This window comes from Afifella sp. JA880 (genome assembly GCF_025379905.1).
Lineage (GTDB): Bacteria > Pseudomonadota > Alphaproteobacteria > Rhizobiales > Afifellaceae > Afifella > Afifella aestuarii.
On record NZ_JAOANH010000002.1, the window covers coordinates 789,068 to 808,965 of the forward strand.

The following is a 19,898-nucleotide window of genomic DNA, read 5'->3' on the forward strand; positions in this document are numbered from 1 at the left end:
CATACGAAAGCCCGCAGATGCGAGAGAGCTCGGTCGCAAGAAGCCCACGTTCCCGCCGCCGCAAGGCGCGGACCGAACCTCTGCCGCCCATGCGCCTGGGTGCGGGCTTGCAAGTGCTCGCTGCTCTTCTTTGGCTCCCGCAGGCCGCGTTGATCGCCCTCGTTATCGGCGATCTGGCCGGTCAGGGCCCCGCGCCTGAGGATTTCGGGCTCAACGTCGCAACGGCCGCTTTGGCCGTCGCCACACTCGGTATCGTCCGGGCACTTCTCGACGGCTATGCCGGCCGCCTCTGCTTCCGGCGCGCCCGCCAGATCCTCTCCGAGCGGCGGGCCAAGGCCGCAAAAGCCCTCGCCGCACGCTCGCCACTCGATTCCGGGCGTCCCGCCTCAGGCGTGGCAGCCAGCATTCTCGGCGAACAGGGCGAGGCGATCGTGCCTTACCTCTCCCGCTATCGTCCCGCACGCCTCAAAGCCGTGATCGTGCCGCTCGCGATCGTTCTCGCCGTCTTCCCGGTCTCATGGGCGGCTGCGATCGTTCTTCTGATCGCAGCCCCTCTCATCCCGGTCTTCATGGCGTTGATCGGCTGGCGCGCCCAGGCCGCGAGCGAAGCGCAGCTTGCCGGGCTCGGCGACATGAACGGCTTTCTCCTCGACCGTCTGCGCGGCCTTGCAACCATCCGCGCGATGGGCGCAGTCGATGCCACGGCCAGACGCCTGCGCCAGGAAGCGGAAACCCTGCGGGCGCGCACCATGGCGGTTCTCAGGATCGCTTTTCTTTCCTCCGCCGTTCTGGAGCTCTTCGCCGCGCTCGGCGTCGCCATGGTGGCGGTCTATATCGGCTTCCATCTGCTCGGCCAGCTCCCCTTCGGCGCCTGGGGCGGCCGGCTCAGCCTCGGCGAGGGGCTCTTCGTCCTCCTTCTGGCTCCCGCCTTCTTTGAGCCTTTGCGGGATCTGTCCAGCATCTGGCACGACCGGGCTGCGGGCGAAGCCGCCCTGAAGGCGCTCGACGATCTCTCCGCAATGGACTTAGCCCTCCTGGATGCGGGCACCGATGACGCAGACGGCGACCAGCGAGACGGCGCGCGCACACCCGCACCGGCCGTGCGGCTTGAAAATCTCTCCTTCGCCCATGCCGGAGCGGAGCAGGCGGCGATCGAGGACTTCTCTCTCTCTGTTGCGGCGGGCGAAAAGATCGCCCTCTTCGGGCCGAGCGGCTCCGGCAAGTCGACACTTCTTGCTCTGATCGCCGGGCTTGCACCCGCGGATGGCGGCTGCGTCCGCATCGCAGAGCGACCTCTGGACAAGACCAACGCCGGATCGCTGCGCCGTCAGATCGCCTGGATCGGCCAGACACCGCACATTTTCGGCGGCAACCTCGTCTCCAATGTCACGCTTCACCGTCCCTGGATCGGTGGCAACGAGGCGCGACAGGCCCTCGCGGCGGCCGGCCTCTCCCACATCCTTGACGGCCGCGATGGCCATCTTGGCGAAGGCGGCTCAGGCCTCTCCGGCGGAGAAGCCCTGCGTGTGGCGCTGGCAAGGCTGACGGCCGATCCCGGCATCTCGCTCGTTCTCGCCGATGAGCCGACCGCCCATCTCGACAACGAAACCGCCGAAGACATCGCCGACCATCTCCTCGCCTTCGCCAAAGGCCGCACCCTGATCGTGGCGACCCACGACCCGCTTCTGGCGCACCGCATGGACCGCATCGTCTATCTGCCGAAACAGGCCATGAGGGCCGTGGCATGAAGGTCGTGGCATGAGAGCGGCCTGGACCGATCTTCGTCCCGTTCTCGCGGTGCTCCTCGCCGAGCGCCGGCCCATGCTGGCGGCGGGCGCTGCCCTTGCCGCGGTGACGGTTCTCGCCGGCGTCGGCCTTCTCGGCCTTTCCGGCTGGTTCATCACGGCAACGGCGATCGCCGGCCTCTCGACGGCCACAGCCCTCGCTTTCGATGTCTTCGCCCCCGCCGCCGCCATCCGCTTCCTGGCGATCGCCCGCACGGCCGGCCGCTACGGTGAGCGGCTGACGACACATGAAGCGACCCTGAGCGCGCTCGCCGCCTTGCGCGAAAGGCTGTTCCGCGGCTGGGCCCCGGCCGGCGCGGCGCGGCATCTTTTGGAGCGCCCGGCACGACTTCTTTTCCGCCTGACGGTCGACATCGATGCGCTCGATTCCGTTTATCTGCGAATTCTGGTACCGTTCCTGGCGGCATTCGCCGCGGCGGCTGCCTCCGGCCTCGTTCTCGCCGCGCTCAACCCCTGGCTCGGCCTCGCCGCCTTTCTCTGGCTTGCCGTCCTCGGCCTTGCCATTCCCCTCAAAACGGCCGCAGCCGCGCTCCCTCCTGGGCTGCAACGTGCGCATCTCACGGAAGCTCTGCGAGCGCGCACCATCGATCTCATCGCCGGCCAGACGGAACTTGCAATGGCCGCCCGTCTCACGGCAGAGCGCCGTGTGATCGAACGGACAGATGCGCGCCTCGTCGCCACCGATGAGCGTCTGAACCGCATCGAGACGAAGGCCTCCGCCGCGTTCGGCATTGCCGGCGCCCTGCTTCTTGCCGGCACGCTCTATGTCGCGGCGCGCCTTGCCGAGGCGAACGAGATCGGCGCGCCAGCGGCAGCGCTTGCGATCCTCGTCGTCTTTGCAGCCGTCGAACCTTTTGCCGCCCTCAAACGCGGCGCCGTCGAGCTCGGCCGCACAAGGCTTGGGGCACGCCGTCTCGCTCCGCGCCTCGAGACAGATCCTGTGGCTCCGGCACGATCGCCTTCTATGCCGCCAAACGGGGAAGCGGCGCGCCTGAAGTCCGTCGGTTTCCGTTACCCTGGTGCGAAAAGGCTTTGCCTGAGCGACATCTCGCTCACCCTCGCGGAAGGCGAGACCCTGGCGATCGTGGGGCCGAGCGGCGCCGGCAAATCGACGTTGCTCGCGCTCCTGGCCGACGAAGCCACACCCGAGGCGGGCGACATCGCGCATCTTCCCGCCACGCTTTTGACCCAGCGCACCGAGCTTTTTCAGGACACACTCGCCGGCAATCTTCAGATCGCCGATCCTGACGCGAACGAGGCGAGGCTCTGGCGCGCGCTTGAGGCCGCCGGCCTTCGAGCGGATGTCGAAGCTCTCTCTGCTGGTCTCGAAACCCGGCTCGGTGAAGGCGGGCTCGGCCTTTCCGGCGGCCAGGCACGACGCCTCTCGCTGGCGCGTCTTTTCCTGCGCGACACGCCTCTTTGGCTTCTCGACGAGCCGACCGAAGGCCTCGATGGCCCGACCGCGCGCGAAATCATGCGACGCCTTAAGGGCCAGAGACGCGGCCGCAGCCTCGTCATCAGCACACATTTGCGGCGGGAGGCGGAGATCGCCGACCGTCTCGTCATCCTGGAACAGGGGCAGATCGTTGCGGCCCCGCGGCGCAACGAACCGGGTTTCGAGCAGGCGCTCGAAGCCCTCCGTCCCGATTAGGAGCGACGCGGGATCAACCGCCGGCCTCGCACCCGATGGGGGCCGGCAGAGAAAGGAGACCGGGCAAACCGGTTACCGCCGATGGAACTCGACATTGTAGATCTATCGCGCCTGCAATTTGCGTTGACGGCGCTTTACCACTTCCTTTTCGTGCCTCTGACCCTCGGCCTCTCCATCATGCTTGCCATCATGGAGACGGTCTACGTCATGACCGACCGCCCGATCTGGCGACAGATGACGAAGTTCTGGGGCGTGCTCTTCGGCATCAACTTCGTCGTCGGGGTCGCGACCGGCATCGTCATGGAATTCCAGTTCGGCATGAACTGGAGCTATTACAGCCACTATGTCGGCGACATTTTTGGCGCGCCTCTCGCCATTGAAGGTCTGATGGCCTTCTTCCTGGAAGCGACCTTCGTCGGCCTTTTCTTCTTCGGCTGGGACAAGATGTCGAAGCGCGGCCACCTCACCGCAACCTGGGCGGTGGCCATCGGCTCCAACCTCTCCGCCTTGTGGATCCTGATCGCCAACGGCTGGATGCAGAACCCCGTCGGTTCGGCCTTCAACTTCGACACGATGCGCATGGAGGTGACGGATTTCGCCGCGGTTCTCTTCAACCCTGTGGCGCAGGCGAAATTCGTACACACGGTCTCCGCTGGCTATGTGACGGCCGCCGTCTTCGTACTCGGTGTTTCCGCCTGGTATCTCTTGAAGGGGCGCCACATCGCGCTGGCCAAGCGCTCCATGGCGGTCGCGGCCTCCTTCGGCCTCGCTTCCGCCCTCTCTGTCGTCGTTCTGGGTGACGAGAGCGGCTACCTCTCGACCGAGCATCAAAAGATGAAGCTCGCCGCGATCGAGGCCATGTGGCACACCGAGCCCGCTCCCGCGGCCTTCACCGTCGTCGGCATCCCCGACCAGGAAGACCGCGAAACACACTACGCGGTGCATATTCCATGGGTGATGGGCCTCATCGGCACGCGCTCGATCAACACCGAGATTCCCGGCATCGAGGAGCTCGTCGAACTCGCAAAAGTGCGCATCCGGCAAGGCATTACGGCCTTCGACGCCTTGCAGCAGATCCGCAGTCTCCCACCGGGTGACACGGTTCCGGGCAACCTCCGCAAGACCTTCGAAGACAACGGTCACGAGCTCGGCTATGCGCTTCTTCTGAAGCGCTACGTCGACGACCCGCGCAATGCCAGCGAAGAGGAGATCACCAAGGCGGCATGGGACACGGTCCCAGGCGTCTTGCCGCTCTTCTGGACCTTCCGCATCATGGTAGGCCTCGGCTTCTTCTTCATCCTGTTGATGGGCGTCTTCTTCGTCTTGTCGGCCCAGCACACGCTGGAGAAGCGCCGCTGGCTCCTCTGGGTGGCGGTCTTTTCCATCCCCCTGCCATGGATTGCGGCCGAAAGCGGCTGGTTCGTCGCCGAATTCGGACGTCAGCCTTGGATCATCGAAGGCGTATTGCCGACCGCCGCAGCCGTCTCGGACCTCGGTGCCGGCACGGTCTTAATGACCATCATCGGCTTCGTCCTCATCTACACGACCCTCTTCATCATCGAGATGGGCCTGATGGTGGCGGCGATCCGCAAAGGGCCCGATCCCGAGGAAGAGCCTGGAAGCCCGGCCATCTCCTCCCACGTCGTACCGGCGGAGTGACAGCTATGATCCTTCACGACCTTATCTCCTACGATGTCCTTCGCCTGATCTGGTGGGGGCTCCTCGGCATTCTGTTGATCGGCTTTGCCGTCACCGACGGCTTCGATCTCGGCACGGGCACGTTGCTGCCTTTCGTCGCCAGGAACGATCTGGAACGACGTGTCGTCATCAACTCCGTCGGCCCGGTCTGGGAAGGCAACCAGGTCTGGCTGATCCTCGGAGGCGGCGCGATCTTCGCCGCCTGGCCGCCGCTTTATGCGGTGTCCTTCTCCGGCTTCTATCTCGCCATGTTCGCGATCCTGTTCGCGCTCATCTTGCGGCCGGTCGGCTTCAAATACCGCTCCAAACGCGAGAGCCCCACATGGCGTCGGAACTGGGATTGGGCTCTCTTCATCGGCTCGTTCGTGCCGGCGCTCATCTTCGGCGTCGCCGTCGGCAACGTCCTCCAGGGCGTTCCCTTCCGCTTCAACAGCGATCTGCGCATCTTCTACGACGGCACGTTTTTCGGGCTGCTCAATCCCTTCGCGCTTTTGTGCGGTCTCGTCTCCGTCTCGATGCTCATCATGCATGGCGGCGCCTGGCTCGTCTTGAAGACGCAAGGTGACGTGCGTGAGCGCGCCCGCAACTATGGAAGCATCGCCGCCATCGCGACGATCGCCCTCTTCGTCCTTGCGGGCGCCTATATCTGGGCTTTCGTCGACGGCTACCGGATCGTCGGCTCGATCGACCCGGTCGGGCCTTCAAACCCGCTCGTGAAATCGGTCGAGATGGGAGAAGGGATCTGGCTCGGCAATTACGAGACCTATCCCTGGATGATGGCGGCGCCGATCCTCGGCATCGTCGCAGCGTTCCTGGCGTTCATCCTGCTCAGGATCCGCCTGGAAGGTCTCACCGTGATCGTCAGCGGCCTTTCGATCGTCGGCATCATTTCGACCGTGGGCGCGTCGATGTTTCCCTTCATCCTGCCGTCGTCGCTCATGCCGAAGGCGAGCCTCACCGTCTGGGATGCCTCGTCGAGCCACCTCACGCTCTTCATCATGCTCGTCGTCACAGCGATCTTCGTGCCGATCATCCTTGTCTATACCGCCTGGGTCTACCGGGTGCTGTGGGGCAAGGTCGACGAGGACGAGATCAGCGGTGGCAAGAGCCACGCCTACTAAGCGACAGGAGGAGATTGAGATGTGGTATTTCGCCTGGCTTCTCGGCCTGCCGCTGGCAGCCGCCTTCGCCGTCCTCAACGCCATGTGGTTCGAACTTATGGAAGAGGATGAGCGCCACGAGGCGCATTCGCCCCAAAAACCGGCCGCCGAGCGACCGACCCAAGCCTGAAAGCGTGTCCTCCCGGCGGCAAACCGCCGGGAGGACACTCGCGCCTGCCAGCCATCATCCCGAAACGCTCGCGCCCGATCCCCCCTTGAGACGACGCTTGCGAAAGGAACCGCCGGCTCAGCCCGCCCGGCGGCGGCTCGGCTTTCCCGGGCTCAGCTTTCCCGGAAGGCGCGGCCCATACTGTCTCTCACCGGCTTCGTGATGTAATCGAGGAAGGTGCGCGACGCCGTCTCGATGAAAATCTCGGCTGGCATGCCCGGCGTGATATGCAACTCCTGCGCCTGTGCCAGATGCTTGTCGTCGAGCAGAACGCGGACAAGATAAACGTCCTTGGGATTGTCGCGATCTTTGCCGCGGATCGTATCGGCGGAGACATAGATCACCGTGCCGGTGAACGCCGGCGTCGTCCTGCGGTTGAAGCTCGTCAGGTTGACGGTCGCGGCTTGCCCGAGCGCCACATCGTCGATGTCCGACGGCTTCACCGGCGCTTCGATGATGAGATCCTCGTTCTCCGGCAGGATCTCCAGAATGTCTTTGCCGCTTTCGATGACGCCGCCGATGGTATTGTAGTTGAACTTGACGATGATGCCGGCGACCGGCGAGCGGATCTCGACGCGCCCGAGCACGTCCGAGGCTGCGGCCAGCTGTTCGCGGATATCGTCGAGGTCGCTGTTGACGGTCTGCAATTCGTCGCCGGCCCGCTGCCGCGTTTCCTGGCGAAGCTGGGCGATTTCCGCCTCATGGCGGGCAATCTGGCTCTTGAGATCGCCTTCGTCCCCCTCGAGTTTGCCGACCATGCCCCGCGCTTCGGCGATCACCCGGTCCATTTCGAACAGACGGCTCAGCGGCAACAGGCCTTTCTCCTGAAGCGTGGCCTTGCCTTCGCGCTCTTTGAGGATGAGACGGAGCTGCTCGGAAACGGCGGCCTTCTGGGCTTCCACACCCTTCAGCCTTTCGCGCAGCGCCTGAATGCTGCCTTCGACGATGTGCTCATTGCCCTTCAGCTGCGCCAAAGCGGCATCGAATAGGCGTCTCTGCATATCCTGGATCTGCTCGATCTCTTCGCCATCCGCGTCGTTCAAACGGACATCGCGGAAAACCAGCGCCTCGCGCCCGGCCGCCTGTGCCGAGAGCCGGTCGCTCGCCGCCTGCAGACGCGCCAGCCGGATCGACAGGCGCCGCGCATTGGCCCGCGGAGCAACGGAATCGAGAACGAGCAGGGTCTGGCCGGCATCGACCCGGTCGCCCTCCCGCGCCCGGATTTCGCGGATGATCCCGCCTTCGAGATGCTGCACCAGCTTGTTCTGGCCGGTAGACACGAAGGTGCCGCTCGCCACGACCGCCGCGGCAAGCGGTGCCGTCGCCGCCCAGCCCCCGAAGCCTGCAAACGCGAGCCCGATCACAAGGGCGCCGGCAAGAGAGGCCGAGGCGATGGAGCGGGGAACGGGCGCATACCATTCCTCCAGCGGGTAGTCTCCGCCAGCTTTCTTGCTCATGCCTGATCTCCCCTCGCCTCTCCGCCGGGCGCACCCCCGGGCCCGGGCTTTTTCGGACCGGCAAGAGCTTGCAGCATCGCCTGCCGCTCACCGATCGCCTGAACGGTGCCGTCCTTCATGACCATGATCTTGTCGACGCACCTCAGAAGTGCCGTGCGCTGGGTGATGGCGATAACCGTCGTGCCGACCGTCTTCGCCTTTTCGATCGCCTGGGCGAGCGCCTGCTCGCCGGCCGTGTCGAGATTGGAGTTCGGCTCGTCGAGGATGACGAGACGCGGATTGCCGAAGAAGGCGCGGGCCAGGCCGATCCGCTGCTTCTGGCCGCCGGAGAGCGGCGCACCATCGCCCGCGATCATGGTCTCATAGCCCTGCGGCAGCGATGCGATCAGCTTGTGCACCCCGGCGAGAGAGGCGGCCTCGAAGATCATCTCGTCCGTCACGTCCTCGCGCATACGGGCGATGTTCGCCTTGATGGAGGCGGGAAAGAGCTGAATGTCCTGCGGAAGATAGCCGATGTTCTCACCGAGCTGCCGCGGGTCCCAGTTCTTCAGTTCCATGAGATCGAGCCGCACGCTTCCGGCCGTCGGCACGATCGATCCGACCAGCATTTTGCCCAAAGTCGACTTGCCGGCGCCGGAATCCCCGATGATCGCCAGGGTCTCACCGGGTTCCAGGCTGAAGGTGACGCCGTTCAGAATGACCCGCTTGTTGGGCGGCGGCACGAAGAGCACGCGCTCCACGTCGAGACGGCCCGTCGGTTGCGGCAGCCTGAGGCGTTCCACATTGAGCGGCGAGGTCCGCAGCAAGGTGGCGATCCGGTCATAGGCCGCGCGGGACTGGATATAGGTGCGCCATCCCTCGATCGTGCCTTCGACCGGTGCGAGCGCGCGGCTCGCAATGATTGAGGAGGCGATCACCATGCCGCCCGTCAGCCGCCCGTCGAGTGCCAGATGCGCGCCCCAGCCGAGCATGGCGATCTGGGCAAAGAGGCGCACCCCCTTGGACACGCCGGTGAAGAAGACGTTGCGATCCTGCGCCGTCACCTGGTGGCGGAGCGAGTTGGCATTCGCACGCCCCCACATGCGCACGGCCTCCGGGATCATGCCGAGCGCATTGATGATCTGCGAATTGCGCGACAGGGATTCCAGGTTGAGGTTGGCCATCGTCAGATGCGCATTGGCTTCCGCGAAGGGTTTCGCCGTGATCTGACGGTTGATGAACGCAACGATCATCAAGAGCAGGATCGACGTGCAGACGATGAAACCGAGATGCGGGTGGACGAGGAAAACCGCCAGGATGAAAATCGGCGCAAGCGGCGCATCGAGCATCGCCAGAAGCGTGCCGCCGGTGACGAAGTTGCGGATATGCTGGAGATCCCCCAGCACCTGATAATCGCGACCGCTTCCCCCAAGCGCCGAGCGCGCCGCCGCACTCAAAATGGGCGAACTCAGCCGCGTCTCGATCTCCGAGGCGGTGCGCATCAAAATGCGCCGGCGGAAAACGTCGAGAAGCACCTGCCCCACGATCGCACCCGCCGTGATCAGCGTCAGCATGACGAGCGTATCGACCGAGCGGCTGGTGAGAACCCGGTCGGCGATCTGGAAAAGATAGATCGGCACGGCGAGCACGAGAACGTTCATCGCGATCGTAAAGACGAAAACGACCAGCATGTTCGTCTTCACTTTCGCGACCGTCAGCGCGAGCGCCTGGCGAAAATTCGGCTGCGAGACGCGCTCCTGCATCTTCGGCCGGCCATCGGAACCGCCGCCTCCCCCGCCGCTGCCGCCGGAAGACGGCGGCGGCTTGCCGCCGCCCCCTTTTTGCACGGGCAGCTCGGTGCGCTCGTTCTTCTCGATCTCGATCACAGGCGCAAAGGGGGGAGATTTCGCCTTTGCAGGTTCCGGCTCCCGGAACTTCGCCGGATTGACATCGTCGAGCTTTCCGGTGCCGCGGCCCTCCCGCGCCTGCATTGGCGGCGCCGACGAAGGCATTGCCTGAGCGGCCTCTCCACGAGGACGCTGTGGGGCGGCTTTCGCGGTGGACACCAAAGCGAGATCGTCGAGCTGCACCGCCCTCGGAAGACCCTGCCACGAAGCTCTCGCCTCTTTCGTCTTCCCATGCAGCCGGGGCGTCCGTGCGGCCACCGCGACCACGCGAAGAATGTCCTCCTCCATGCGGGCGATCGCCGCTTGGGCCGCAGGCGTCATCTGGAGGCTGCGGGATTTTGAGGCGTCAGACGAGGCAGGCGCTGCAGCCGGCGCCCGTTGCACAGAAGCGCGCTTGCGTGCGCTCGTAACATCCTCGACGACATCGCCGGTGCCGCCCCCACCTGACATTTCCGTGGACATCAACTTCATGGTTCACCCGAAAAAGCTCGCCAGGCCATCGCCAGGCATGTCGTATGAGTGGATTGCAAAACCGCCCTCCTCGTCAGGCACGTCGATGTCAGGGCTCGTGAAGGCGATCACTTCCGGCGCAAGCTTCGCCGTATCGAAAACGGACATGTTTCCTCTCGGAACGAGGTCCGCCTGCGCGAGAATGGAATCGGAATAGTAGTCGCCGCCGAGGAAGCGCACGGAACCGGCCGTGTCGTAGTCGATGATCTGGCCTGCATTGACGACCGCGTTGCCGCCGGTCTCGATATGCCAGGGCACGTCCGTCCCGGATTTATTGACGAGCTCGGCCGCCGTCTGCCGCGCATAATCGACGGTGTCCGCGTCCGAGAGGATGGTCGTCTGTTTGAGATGCGTGAGCTCGACCCGGTCGCCGGTCACGTAGAGGATGCGCAGATGCGAGCTGCCGAGAAAATCGAGCGGCTCGCCGAGGGAGCGGTCGAAGGTCTCCTCCCCACGACCGAACGCGGAGACGAGATCCGACATCGTCTCAGACACAGGCCGGAAATCGGTTCCGCCGATATTCTGGATGGAAGCAAAGTTGTAGAGAAGATTTCCGGAGCTCGCGATGCTGCCGCCGGCCGCCGCCCCGGGCGCGATGTAATCATTGTCGAGAAGGATGCTCACCTGGTCGATGTAGTTTCCTTCATAAACGCTGCCGCCGAAGATGATGACGTCGTAGAAATCCTGGAGAGCCGCAAAATCGACGGAGCCATATGAGACATTCCCTCCCATCTCGATCACAGTATCCTCGCTGACCGAGGTGAGAACGACCTGATCGTTATCCAGGACGACACGGATCTGTTCGATGAAACGGGAGGTGACGAGATCGCCGTCGATGACATCGACCTCGTAGTCGTAAGGCACGAAGTAGCCGGCGGGATCGGCGGGCCCGGGTGTCACACCTTCGCTGCGCTCGAAAACGGCGACGTTGTAGGCATCTGTGTAAGAGCTGCCGGCGCCATCGAAACCAGCCCCGGCCGGACGCTCGTCGACATCGAGATGCACGGTCAGCTGATTGATCGCATTCGTTTCGTAATAGTCGCCCGTGACGATCGTCGTGCGGGCAAAAGTATCGGCCTGCAGGACCGTCGCCTCGTTGACGACGGTGTTGTGGCCGAGGTCGATCTCGGCCGTCACCGCCACATCGAGGGGGTCTTTCGGAGCTTCATCGGCCTCGTCTTCGCCGAGACCGAGCCGGTCGAAAATCTCGTCGACCGTCGGGTAATCGGGGGACGGCTGCCCGTTCACATAAGCGCCGTCATGGCCAGTCACTGGCCCGGCACTTTCCGGATTGTGATAGGCCGAGGGGAGAAGCGCTTCGCGGATCTCTGCAGGATTGTGTAGCCCGCCGGTCTCGCCGTTCCAGTTCTCCTCAGAGACGTCTCCGCCCGATGTTTCGGCGCGCCAGATCTCTTCCCGCCAGATCTGCGCGGCATCGATCATCGTCTGGAGGTCCTCGCCCGCATCGGGGACGAGAGAGACAGGGTCCACCCCATCGACCAGCGAGAGCTGATCGCTGTCGTCGAGTACAGCGTGCTGACGGACCACGCCGAAGCTTGAATCGACGGTCTCGTTGTAGACCGCCCGCACATCTGGCTCGACAAAGGCGCCGGGGGCGCTGACGCTGGCCGGTTCGCCAGGGCGCATGAAAACCGGGCCGCGATCGCTCAGAAAAACCGGCTCATACCCATGGCCCGATGGCACGGGCGCCGGATGATGTCCCGCCGGATCCACAAACACGGACGGATATCCGCCAAGCCGCAGCGAAACGCCGTCCCCGCCCGCAGGTCCATTATCCGGGGACACATTGACAAGCGTTCCCGGCGCATCCGGGTTCAGCTCAACCGGGCGACGCCCGAAATCGAAATCGGGATGCTCGATGCGGAACTTCGCGGTCTCATCGACCGGTTCGAAGAACCCCATGAATCTGGATATGGCTTCTGCGACGGCATTGGCACGCACGGCGCGGCTCCGAGATTCTGACCGAGTTGAGGCAGAGAGAGCCGCGACATGGCGCGGCTCTCAGTGTCAGTGTCGCTCGAAGTTCGAGTCTCCTCAGCCTTCGAACACCGTTCAGCTGGCTCGGCTGATCAGGCGTCGTCGCCGGCGATATCGCCGTCGTCGGAACCACCCACGACGCTCGTGTCGATGCGGGCATACTGCGTGTTGAGGCCGGTCTCGATCGTCTGGCCGAACGCAGAGAGATTGGCCGCGGCATCCGCAGAGGCCGTCGCATTGGCACCGACGTCGCTGTCACCGCCGACATTTCCGACATTCGCGTCAGAATCGGCCCAACCACCATCGATGCACCCGGCATCCTGGCTGACGGAAGCCCAACCGCTGTTCGACACAGACGGGCTCATCACCAGATCATTGTCGGTGAGGAGCTGATCCTGCAGGCCACTGAGGACGTTACCGTCTCCGCCGACGCTCAAGATATCGTCGATACGGCCCTGGAGCCCGTCGAGATCGACGAGATCATTGTCTTCGAGGCAGTAATCGTTGGTGATATCGGTGTAGGAGCTGGCATTGAAGGAATCGGTCAGCGTGTGATTGCCGACATTGTCCACGTTGACGCCGAGCGTGTTGCCGCTGTTCGTCGTGTTCACATCGTCATCCGACCAATTGGTCGTGTTTTCCTCGGTGAAGTCCAAAGACTTCTCGATAGTGACCGAGGAATTGCCGGAATCCTCCACATCGATGTCGACCGTCTTCGACACCGTGTTGGTGTTGTCGCTGCCGACAGAAACGTCCTTGTCGACCGAGAACGAGGACGTGTTGAGGGAATCGACCACCGCCATGTCGATATCGTCACCGGCATCGTTGTCGTCGATATCGAGGCCGTCCTGATCGTCGATGTCCTGGTTGTCGTCATCCGAAAGATCGTTGCCGCTCATGAAGGACGAGTTCAGATTGCTCTCGGAGCCGTCGACGAAGTTGTGGCTGCTGTCCTGGAATGCGCCCACAACGCCGGCGCTGGTGCTGCCGGTGTTGTTTTCTTCGGGCGCCGGAGGAGCCGGATTGAAGTTAAACATAGCGTTTTCCTTTGAAAGTCGTCGCTCGCGCAGGCACAGCCGGAGCGTTTAGGGCGATGCCCGCAAGCGGGTGTTGAAAGAATGCGTATCCGGCCGAAGCCGTGCGCATGCGATCAGGTGTCGTCGCCCATGATGTCGGAGTCCGCGCTGCCGCCGACCACATCGAGATTCATGCTGGCGTACTGGATGTTGCCGCCCATGCTGATGCTCTGGTCGAAGCCGCTGAGGTCCGCGAGAGCGTCCGCGCCGGCATTGGCGTTGCCGCCGACATCGCTGGCACCGTCGACGTTCCCGACGCCGGAGGTCGCATCTGCGTAACCGCCATCGATGTTATAGGCGGACTGGCCCAGATAGCCGTTGTTGGTGACGGTCGGATTGGCGATGAAATCGCTGTCCATCATCGTCTGGACCTGATCGAGCGAGAAGACGTTGCCGTCCCCACCGAGCGACAAAAGGTCGTCGATATCGCCGCAAAGGCCATCGACGTCGACGAGGTCGCCGTCGCCGATAGACTCCATCTTGGTATGGATATCGGTGTCCGACCAATTGCCGACGTTGTCGATCTTCTCGTTGAAGCTGTCGGTGACGCCGACGCTGGCAGTGTTGTTGCTGCCGGTCGTGTTCACGTCATCGTCGGAGTAGTTGAACGTGTTGGTCGAGGAGACGTCCGAACTGAAGTCGGAGGAGAACGTCTCGTTGCCGACATTGGAGACGTCGACGGACGTGTCCGACGTATAGGTCGATTCATTCCCGCTGAAGTAGGATTCGTCGGTATCGATATCGGTCGTGCTCGAATTGCCGGAACCGAGAACCGCGACGTCGATGTCGTCGCCACCGTCGTTGTCGTCGATGTCGACCAGGTCCTGATCGTCGAGATCAAGATTGTCGTCGTCGCTCGCGTCGTTGTTGCTGAGAACGTCGAAATCCTGGTTCGTCACAGACGCATCGACGCCGTTCCCCCAGCTGTCCTGGAATGCGCCGGCGACGCCGGCATTGGCGAATGCCAGATTGTTACGGTCAGTAGCCATTTTCACTTCCCTCTGGTCGAGAGACCGCCGGGGACCGCAACCCGTCATCTACGCGGATTGAACGGCTTCAACAGCCTCTCGCATTGGTCGGAGCCCTGCTGGGCCCGGTTGCCAGAACATCCAGCAACTGCACCAATGGTGAGCGACGTAGAGGCAAATTGTCTCTCAGGAAATTCCCCGTTTCCGCGTAAAAAATCCTGACACGACAGAGTTAATCCTATAAATATAACAGGTATTACCCTAAATCGTGTCAGGAATAAACTGACACGGCGCTACTTTTGCTGCATTGACTTTGAATCTGGATGCCCGCGACCTTAGCCTCCGCGAGATAAACTCAAAGAGGTTCATCGGTGGACGAGACCTATCCGGCAGACGACGCCGCAGCCGATTCGCGCCTTCCGGAGCCACCCACCTTCCAGACGTTCTCCGCTCCGCCGCGCGGTTTGCAGGAGCGGCGGATGCGCATCTTCGCCACCATCGGCAACCTGGTGCTCAACTGGTCGAACAACGAGAGCCTGTTCGTCCACGTCCTCATGCTGCTGATGGAAACCGACCACCCGACCTCGGTCATCGTCTTCGGAACGCTCAACACCACGCGGGCGCGGCTCGATCTCGTCAACAGGCTGGCGAAGGCAAAGCTCCGCGATGACGTCATTGCCAAGAAATTGAAGCTTCTCGTGAAACGTTTCGAGGCGGCGACGAAGCTGCGCAACGAGCTCAACCATTCCATGTTTGCGGTCGACCAGCTCGGCGAGATCACGCACACAAACCTGATGCGGATCGAGGAGAAGCGGGGCCGTATCTATTTCGGACGTGAGCGTCCGCTCGATGACCAGCGCCTCGACGAGATGAACGAAGCGGCGCACGAGATGACCGAACTCAACCGCGACCTCTGGCAATTCCTCCCTGAGCTCGAACGCCATCTGCGGGCAAACACAGAGAAAAACTCCGGCGGGCCCCTTCCCTCCCCTGACCGATGACAATACAAAACGCCCGAAGACACAAATAAACTCGAAAAAACATATAGATTCTAATTTTTAATTAGAATAACCTCTGCTTACGGAGCACCCAAGGCACACGCAGAACGTGCCTCTGCTCAGGGGGAAGCATGCAAGCGGAACAGGAATGCGCGCTGTGCAAGGAGATATCGCTGCTACACGACATCGTCGGCGCGTCTCTGAGTTCGCTTAATCTCAAGCTTCTTCAGCTGACACGAAAATATGCCGACGACGAGCTCATCAGAGATATTGGTCGCGACGTCGACCAGATCTCTCCTCTCATCCATCGCATCTATTCGGCCACACAGCTTTCCCACACCTGCTCAATTTCTCTCGACGAATTCGTGCGCGCGATGGCTCCGGTCGTTGCAGCCCGCCATCATTTGCAGATCTACCTTCTTTCTTCGAAAGAAAACGCCGGCTTTTTCAGCCTGCGTTTCTGCCTCGTGGTCGCCTGCGCAATCGAACGAATCATCGCCGCCGCACGCTGTCTCCGGCACGATGATGCTTTTGTCGCAGTCAGCCTTTCGGCTGTGGACCGATTTACAGTTGTAGCGCATATTGAAGCAAATTTTAAAGATGGATGGGGAAATCCTGAAGGTTCGTTAGAAGACTTCGTTTTTTCGACCGCCATACAGAAGACAAGAGAAGAATTCTCACCACTCAGAGTCGAGATCCGACCCTCGAATGGGCAGAATGCTCGGTTCTCCATCTCCCTGGAGGCAAAAGACGATGCAAGCAGCTTCGAAAGCGTATCGCATAGGCGTCGTGGATGATCATCCCTGCGTAATCGCAGGCATCCGTGCTGCGTTGGAATATGAAGAGGGGTTCGAATTTTCCGGCGAGGCGCGCACCGCCGAACAGGCTTTGGCGCTCGCGGAAAGCGGCACCCTCGATGCGCTCGTCGCCGACCTGAGCCTCCCTGGTGCAGCGGAAGGCGCCTGGCTGCCGGAGGCGATCGCAAGAGCGCCGTCTCTTCCGATCCTCGCCTACACGATGCATGCGGACACACGCATTCTTCAGCGTGTGTTTGCGCTGGGCGTCACCGGATACGTGCTCAAGAGCTCCGAGGCACGCCACCTCATCGACGCGTTGCGTCTCGTTCTCTCCGGCAGGCGCTACATCGACCCCTGCCTCGCCACGCAACTGCTGCCCTGTGTCAATGAAGGCGAGAATGACAGCGAGGAGACGGAGATCACCCGGCGGGAAGAAGAGACTTTGAAGCTCACCGCTTTCGGCTTCAGCATCAAGGAGATCGCCGGAAAGCTCTGTGTCAGCCCGAAATCCGTCGAGACCTACAAGCGTCGCGCCGCTCAGAAGCTCTCTCTGCAAAGCCGGGCCGATATCGTCCGCTTCGCGATTGATCGAGGATGGCTGGACATAGACCGCTCGCCCCTCTCCGCGCTCGATCGCAAGCCAAATGCCTGGATCGCCGACACCTCACGGACCTCAGCTTCGCATCGCGGACGCTCCATCTTCTGAGATTGCGGTGCAAAGGATCGGGACAGCGCGCCTTCAGCCGGCGACGCCGCCCGCTCCGGCCATGTGCCGGACCACAGCTGGCCCCCAGATCCAGATGAGATAGGCCCCGCAGACGAGGACGTCGGCAACGATTTCGGCACTGCCTCGATAGTCGCGCCAGCGGCGCATCGGCGGCAGCACGCCCCGCGCCTCGATCACCGTCGTCACCCGCTCCACGTAGATCACGAGGAACACCATGAGCGTATCGACCCGCCGTGACAGGCGCCGCAACGCCGAGACTGGCCCCCGCCCGCTTGCCGCAGGTGTGGCCGCCTCGAGCGCATCGGCGGTGTAGCGCGTTTCTCGCATGGCTTCCGCCAGCACGTCCTGCGCCCGCTCCATGAAATGCACGACGTAATTGACGACCGGCACGCGGCCGAGAAAATCGACGAGTTCGGCGCGGTTGTTGTGCACGAAGACGAGGAGAAGAAACATCGCGCAGGGGATGCGGAGAAAGAGGAAGTCGCCGGCGAGCATCTCGAAGGCGGCCTCGGGCGTGGCGCCGCGCACAATCGCCACGCCGAAGGCGGAGACAACGAGGACGCAGGCCGAGATCGCCGGGAGCAGAAGCGCATAGACCGGCAGTCTGAAACTCTTGCGCAGATAGAGGCTTCGCGCGACCACGCCGAGCGCCGGCACGACGAAGTCGCCAAGGCTGCCGGCCGCCCCGCAGGCGAAGGCAAGTGCAAGGAAGAAGATCATATGAGATGGCGCACCGTCTCGGCGTCGATCTCTGCCTCATGGCTGAAGATCATCGCCGACAGCCCGGTTGCCGCGTTGATCTGCGCAAGCAGGATTTCCATCTCCGGCCGGTCGAGCCCGGCGAAGGGCTCATCGAGAACGAGAATGTCGAGCGGCATCGCCAGGAAGGCGAGGACATAGAGGAGCTTTTTGCGAGACAGCGAGAGTTCCGCGACCCGCACGTCGCGCCCCACCTCGGGAAAATGGTCGCGAAAGGCGCCGCCCCGATCGAGTTCACCCACCGTCAAATGCACCGGCAGACGATCGGGATACTGGAAGATGGCGGCGATCCGGCTCCCATCCCGCCGCCACAGCCGGCCATCATGGCGCGCATCGATGCCGACGAGACCGCGGGCGAGTGACGTCTTGCCCGTTCCGTTCGGGGCCAGGAAGAGCGCATGCTCTCCCTCCCGCAAAACGGCAGAAAAAGGCCGCGCCAGGCCTGCATGACCAAACCCCTCGGCAACGAGGATGGGCTCGGCGTCCTCACGCGCCGGGTCGGTGAGGAGAAGCGGCGCTCGCGAGGCGCATGCCTCCCGCACGCTCGCCACCTCGACCGTTGCGACACGCCCGGCCGAAATCGTCACCGCGCGACGACACAGATCGGCGAAATCTCCCCGTCCCCCGTCATAGATGAGAACGATGCGGGTCTCCCGGATCTCGTTCAACAGCTCCTTCAGGAACGTCTTGAAATCGCGGTCGAGATTGGCGGCGCTCAAATCCAGGATCAGGAAGGGCGATCCGGTTTCCACCACGCAGGCGATATTGAGGCGGTGGCTCTCTCCCCCGGAGAGGGACTGCGTCGGATGCGCCAGGATCTTCGTCAGACCGTATTTCTCGAAAGCGGAAAGATCCGAAGGCACCTCCCGTCCGAGGGCGGCGAAGGAATAGCGGATCTCCTCGGCGACGTTGCGCCCGACGCTATACTGCTTCGGCTCGCCGAATACGAAGCCGATCGTCTGTGCGCGGTGAAGACGGAAATCGAGACCTGCCGGACACTCTTCATCCGGCAGGGTGAGCTTGAACGACGAACCGTCAGGGAGCCGGAAAGAAAAGAGGTCGAGCCCGCGCACCGGGAAAGGCCGCCGCACCATCGCGCGCCCCTCGACGGGCTGCAAATACCTGGAAAAACGCGCGAGCCCCGACACGAGCTCGAGAAACAAAGAGGGACGCTCACTCGAAGCGGCATCGAGATAGACGATATCGCCCGCCTCCCAGTCGACGCGTTGCGGCACCGTGAAGGCATGACCGGCAATCTCGGCCGTGCCGGCTTCGACACGAAGATGCATCCCCGACGACATCACATATGGGTCAGGTATGACCGAGCGGCGTCTTGCGCAGCGCCAGGATCGCGGCGGCCGCGAGCGCCACATTGACCGCACTCGCCACGAGCAGGACCGGAATGAGCCCGCTCACCGGCGCCTCGAGGGCTGGAAAGACCCAGCCGATCAGCTTCGGCCCGAGATAGCCGTTGCACACGATACCGGCCGGAATGGCAACGACCAGGAACCACACATCGTTCGAATACCGCAGGATGGCGCCGAAGAGAGATGCCCAGAGCGCCTGTTCCGCCGCAATGAAGAGATGCACCGGAACCGAAAACGGAAAGCCGCCCGAAACGGCTGAGAGAAGATGCGCGACGGCGGCGACCGGCGCGCCGAGAAGCGGGCCATAGAAGCCGGCGACGAAATACGAGGGAAACGCGTCGAGGGCGATGGAGCTCGCACCGCCGAATTTCACGAAACCGAGAAGAAAGGACAAAAGCGAGAAGACGGCGACGATGATCAGGGAGCGGGTCAGAGAGGAACGCATGAAAGGCACCGGGAGCCTTGAGGGGAGGAAACGCTGGGCAAGCGGCCGAAGCCGATTTCGGATGTGGGCCGAAGGGTTTGCCGAACATTTCCCTGACGTCAAGCCGCGTGACCTGCATAGCCGCCAACGCCACACGGAAAAACCGGCGCGAGAGGCCGGGATTTCCACAAGGATTTGCCGGCAAAATATGTTCCGACGACGTCTCTCCCTTGCCCGGAGGCGGGCGCGCAGTTTAGTCCCGCTCCAAGGTGAGCCCTCACCCGAGAGCCACCGTTTGCGCCAAATGTTCGGCCGCCCACGCCGGACGGCGCGACACCTCTCGCGGCGAAGGCGGGTCAATGACGCCCTTCACCGCCACCTCCCAACAGCCTGCCGGTCCCCCGAACGGCAGCGCTCAAATCACCACACTCAGCCCGATTGGAAATGA

General features: G+C 63.0%; 16 protein-coding genes. 8 read left to right on the forward strand and 8 right to left on the reverse strand.

Going from position 1 to position 19,898, the window contains the following annotated elements:
- Positions 1-17 precede the first annotated feature (17 nt).
- The 5 genes from cydD to cydX all read left to right on the forward strand — a co-directional run bounded on the left by cydD (position 18) and on the right by cydX (position 6,444).
- Positions 18-1,748 (forward strand): thiol reductant ABC exporter subunit CydD, encoded by a 1,731-nt coding sequence (cydD, locus tag NYQ83_RS11955; RefSeq protein WP_261214891.1) that lies wholly within the window; start codon positions 18-20, stop codon positions 1,746-1,748.
- A 10-nt stretch (positions 1,749-1,758) separates the two neighbouring features.
- Positions 1,759-3,456 (forward strand): amino acid ABC transporter ATP-binding/permease protein, encoded by a 1,698-nt coding sequence (locus NYQ83_RS11960; RefSeq protein ID WP_128291086.1) that lies wholly within the window; start codon positions 1,759-1,761, stop codon positions 3,454-3,456.
- Between the two features lie 81 nt (positions 3,457-3,537).
- Entirely contained in the window at positions 3,538-5,115 is a 1,578-nt protein-coding gene (locus NYQ83_RS11965; RefSeq protein WP_261214894.1) for a cytochrome ubiquinol oxidase subunit I, read from the forward strand.
- A 5-nt stretch (positions 5,116-5,120) separates the two neighbouring features.
- Complete coding sequence (gene cydB, locus NYQ83_RS11970; RefSeq protein ID WP_261214896.1) at positions 5,121-6,275, forward strand: cytochrome d ubiquinol oxidase subunit II; 1,155 nt, start codon at positions 5,121-5,123, stop codon at positions 6,273-6,275.
- Positions 6,276-6,294: 19 nt separating this feature from the next.
- The gene (gene cydX, locus NYQ83_RS11975) at positions 6,295-6,444 is read left to right on the forward strand and encodes a cytochrome bd-I oxidase subunit CydX (protein WP_234628919.1); all 150 of its coding nucleotides are present in this window, start codon (positions 6,295-6,297) and stop codon (positions 6,442-6,444) included.
- 152 nt (positions 6,445-6,596) lie between these two features.
- On the opposite strand, the gene NYQ83_RS11980 is transcribed toward cydX, so the two are convergent.
- From NYQ83_RS11980 to NYQ83_RS12000, 5 genes are all read right to left on the reverse strand, one after another.
- Positions 6,597-7,940 (reverse strand): HlyD family type I secretion periplasmic adaptor subunit, encoded by a 1,344-nt coding sequence (locus NYQ83_RS11980; protein WP_261214897.1) that lies wholly within the window; start codon positions 7,938-7,940, stop codon positions 6,597-6,599.
- A complete protein-coding gene (locus NYQ83_RS11985) occupies positions 7,937-9,931 on the reverse strand; it encodes a type I secretion system permease/ATPase (protein WP_409977000.1) in 1,995 nt (664 codons plus the stop codon). The genes NYQ83_RS11980 and NYQ83_RS11985 overlap by 4 nt, the downstream gene beginning before the upstream one ends.
- A gap of 369 nt (positions 9,932-10,300) precedes the next feature.
- Entirely contained in the window at positions 10,301-12,259 is a 1,959-nt protein-coding gene (locus NYQ83_RS11990) for a hypothetical protein (RefSeq protein WP_261214900.1), read from the reverse strand.
- Between the two features lie 167 nt (positions 12,260-12,426).
- The gene (locus NYQ83_RS11995) at positions 12,427-13,371 is read right to left on the reverse strand and encodes a hypothetical protein (RefSeq protein WP_261214902.1); all 945 of its coding nucleotides are present in this window, start codon (positions 13,369-13,371) and stop codon (positions 12,427-12,429) included.
- 113 nt (positions 13,372-13,484) lie between these two features.
- Positions 13,485-14,399: a hypothetical protein gene (locus tag NYQ83_RS12000; RefSeq protein ID WP_261214904.1), complete on the reverse strand. Its 915-nt coding sequence runs from the start codon at positions 14,397-14,399 to the stop codon at positions 13,485-13,487.
- A gap of 350 nt (positions 14,400-14,749) precedes the next feature.
- Here NYQ83_RS12000 and NYQ83_RS12005 point away from each other — a divergent pair, with 350 nt between their 5' ends.
- The 3 genes from NYQ83_RS12005 (at position 14,750) to NYQ83_RS12015 (ending at position 16,879) form a co-directional block, all read left to right on the forward strand.
- On the forward strand, positions 14,750-15,379 hold the full coding sequence (locus tag NYQ83_RS12005; protein ID WP_261214905.1) for a hypothetical protein: 630 nt from the start codon (positions 14,750-14,752) through the stop codon (positions 15,377-15,379).
- Positions 15,380-15,507: 128 nt separating this feature from the next.
- The gene (locus tag NYQ83_RS12010) at positions 15,508-16,173 is read left to right on the forward strand and encodes a hypothetical protein (RefSeq protein ID WP_261214906.1); all 666 of its coding nucleotides are present in this window, start codon (positions 15,508-15,510) and stop codon (positions 16,171-16,173) included.
- Positions 16,130-16,879, forward strand: a complete 750-nt coding sequence (locus NYQ83_RS12015) for a response regulator transcription factor (RefSeq protein WP_261214907.1) — start codon at positions 16,130-16,132, stop codon at positions 16,877-16,879. Before NYQ83_RS12010 ends, NYQ83_RS12015 begins: the two co-directional genes overlap by 44 nt.
- A gap of 33 nt (positions 16,880-16,912) precedes the next feature.
- Here the strand turns inward: NYQ83_RS12015 and NYQ83_RS12020 are convergent, their stop codons facing one another.
- The 3 genes from NYQ83_RS12020 to NYQ83_RS12030 are packed head-to-tail and all read right to left on the reverse strand — an operon-like array spanning position 16,913 to position 19,471.
- Positions 16,913-17,620, reverse strand: coding sequence for a hypothetical protein (locus tag NYQ83_RS12020; protein ID WP_261214908.1), 708 nt, complete (start codon positions 17,618-17,620; stop codon positions 16,913-16,915).
- Positions 17,617-18,948 carry an ATP-binding cassette domain-containing protein gene (locus NYQ83_RS12025; protein WP_261214909.1) on the reverse strand — a complete coding sequence of 444 codons (1,332 nt, stop codon included), beginning with the start codon at positions 18,946-18,948 and terminating at the stop codon, positions 17,617-17,619. Before NYQ83_RS12025 ends, NYQ83_RS12020 begins: the two co-directional genes overlap by 4 nt.
- Positions 18,949-18,970: 22 nt before the next feature.
- Positions 18,971-19,471: an ECF transporter S component gene (locus NYQ83_RS12030; RefSeq protein ID WP_261214910.1), complete on the reverse strand. Its 501-nt coding sequence runs from the start codon at positions 19,469-19,471 to the stop codon at positions 18,971-18,973.
- Positions 19,472-19,898 lie beyond the last annotated feature (427 nt).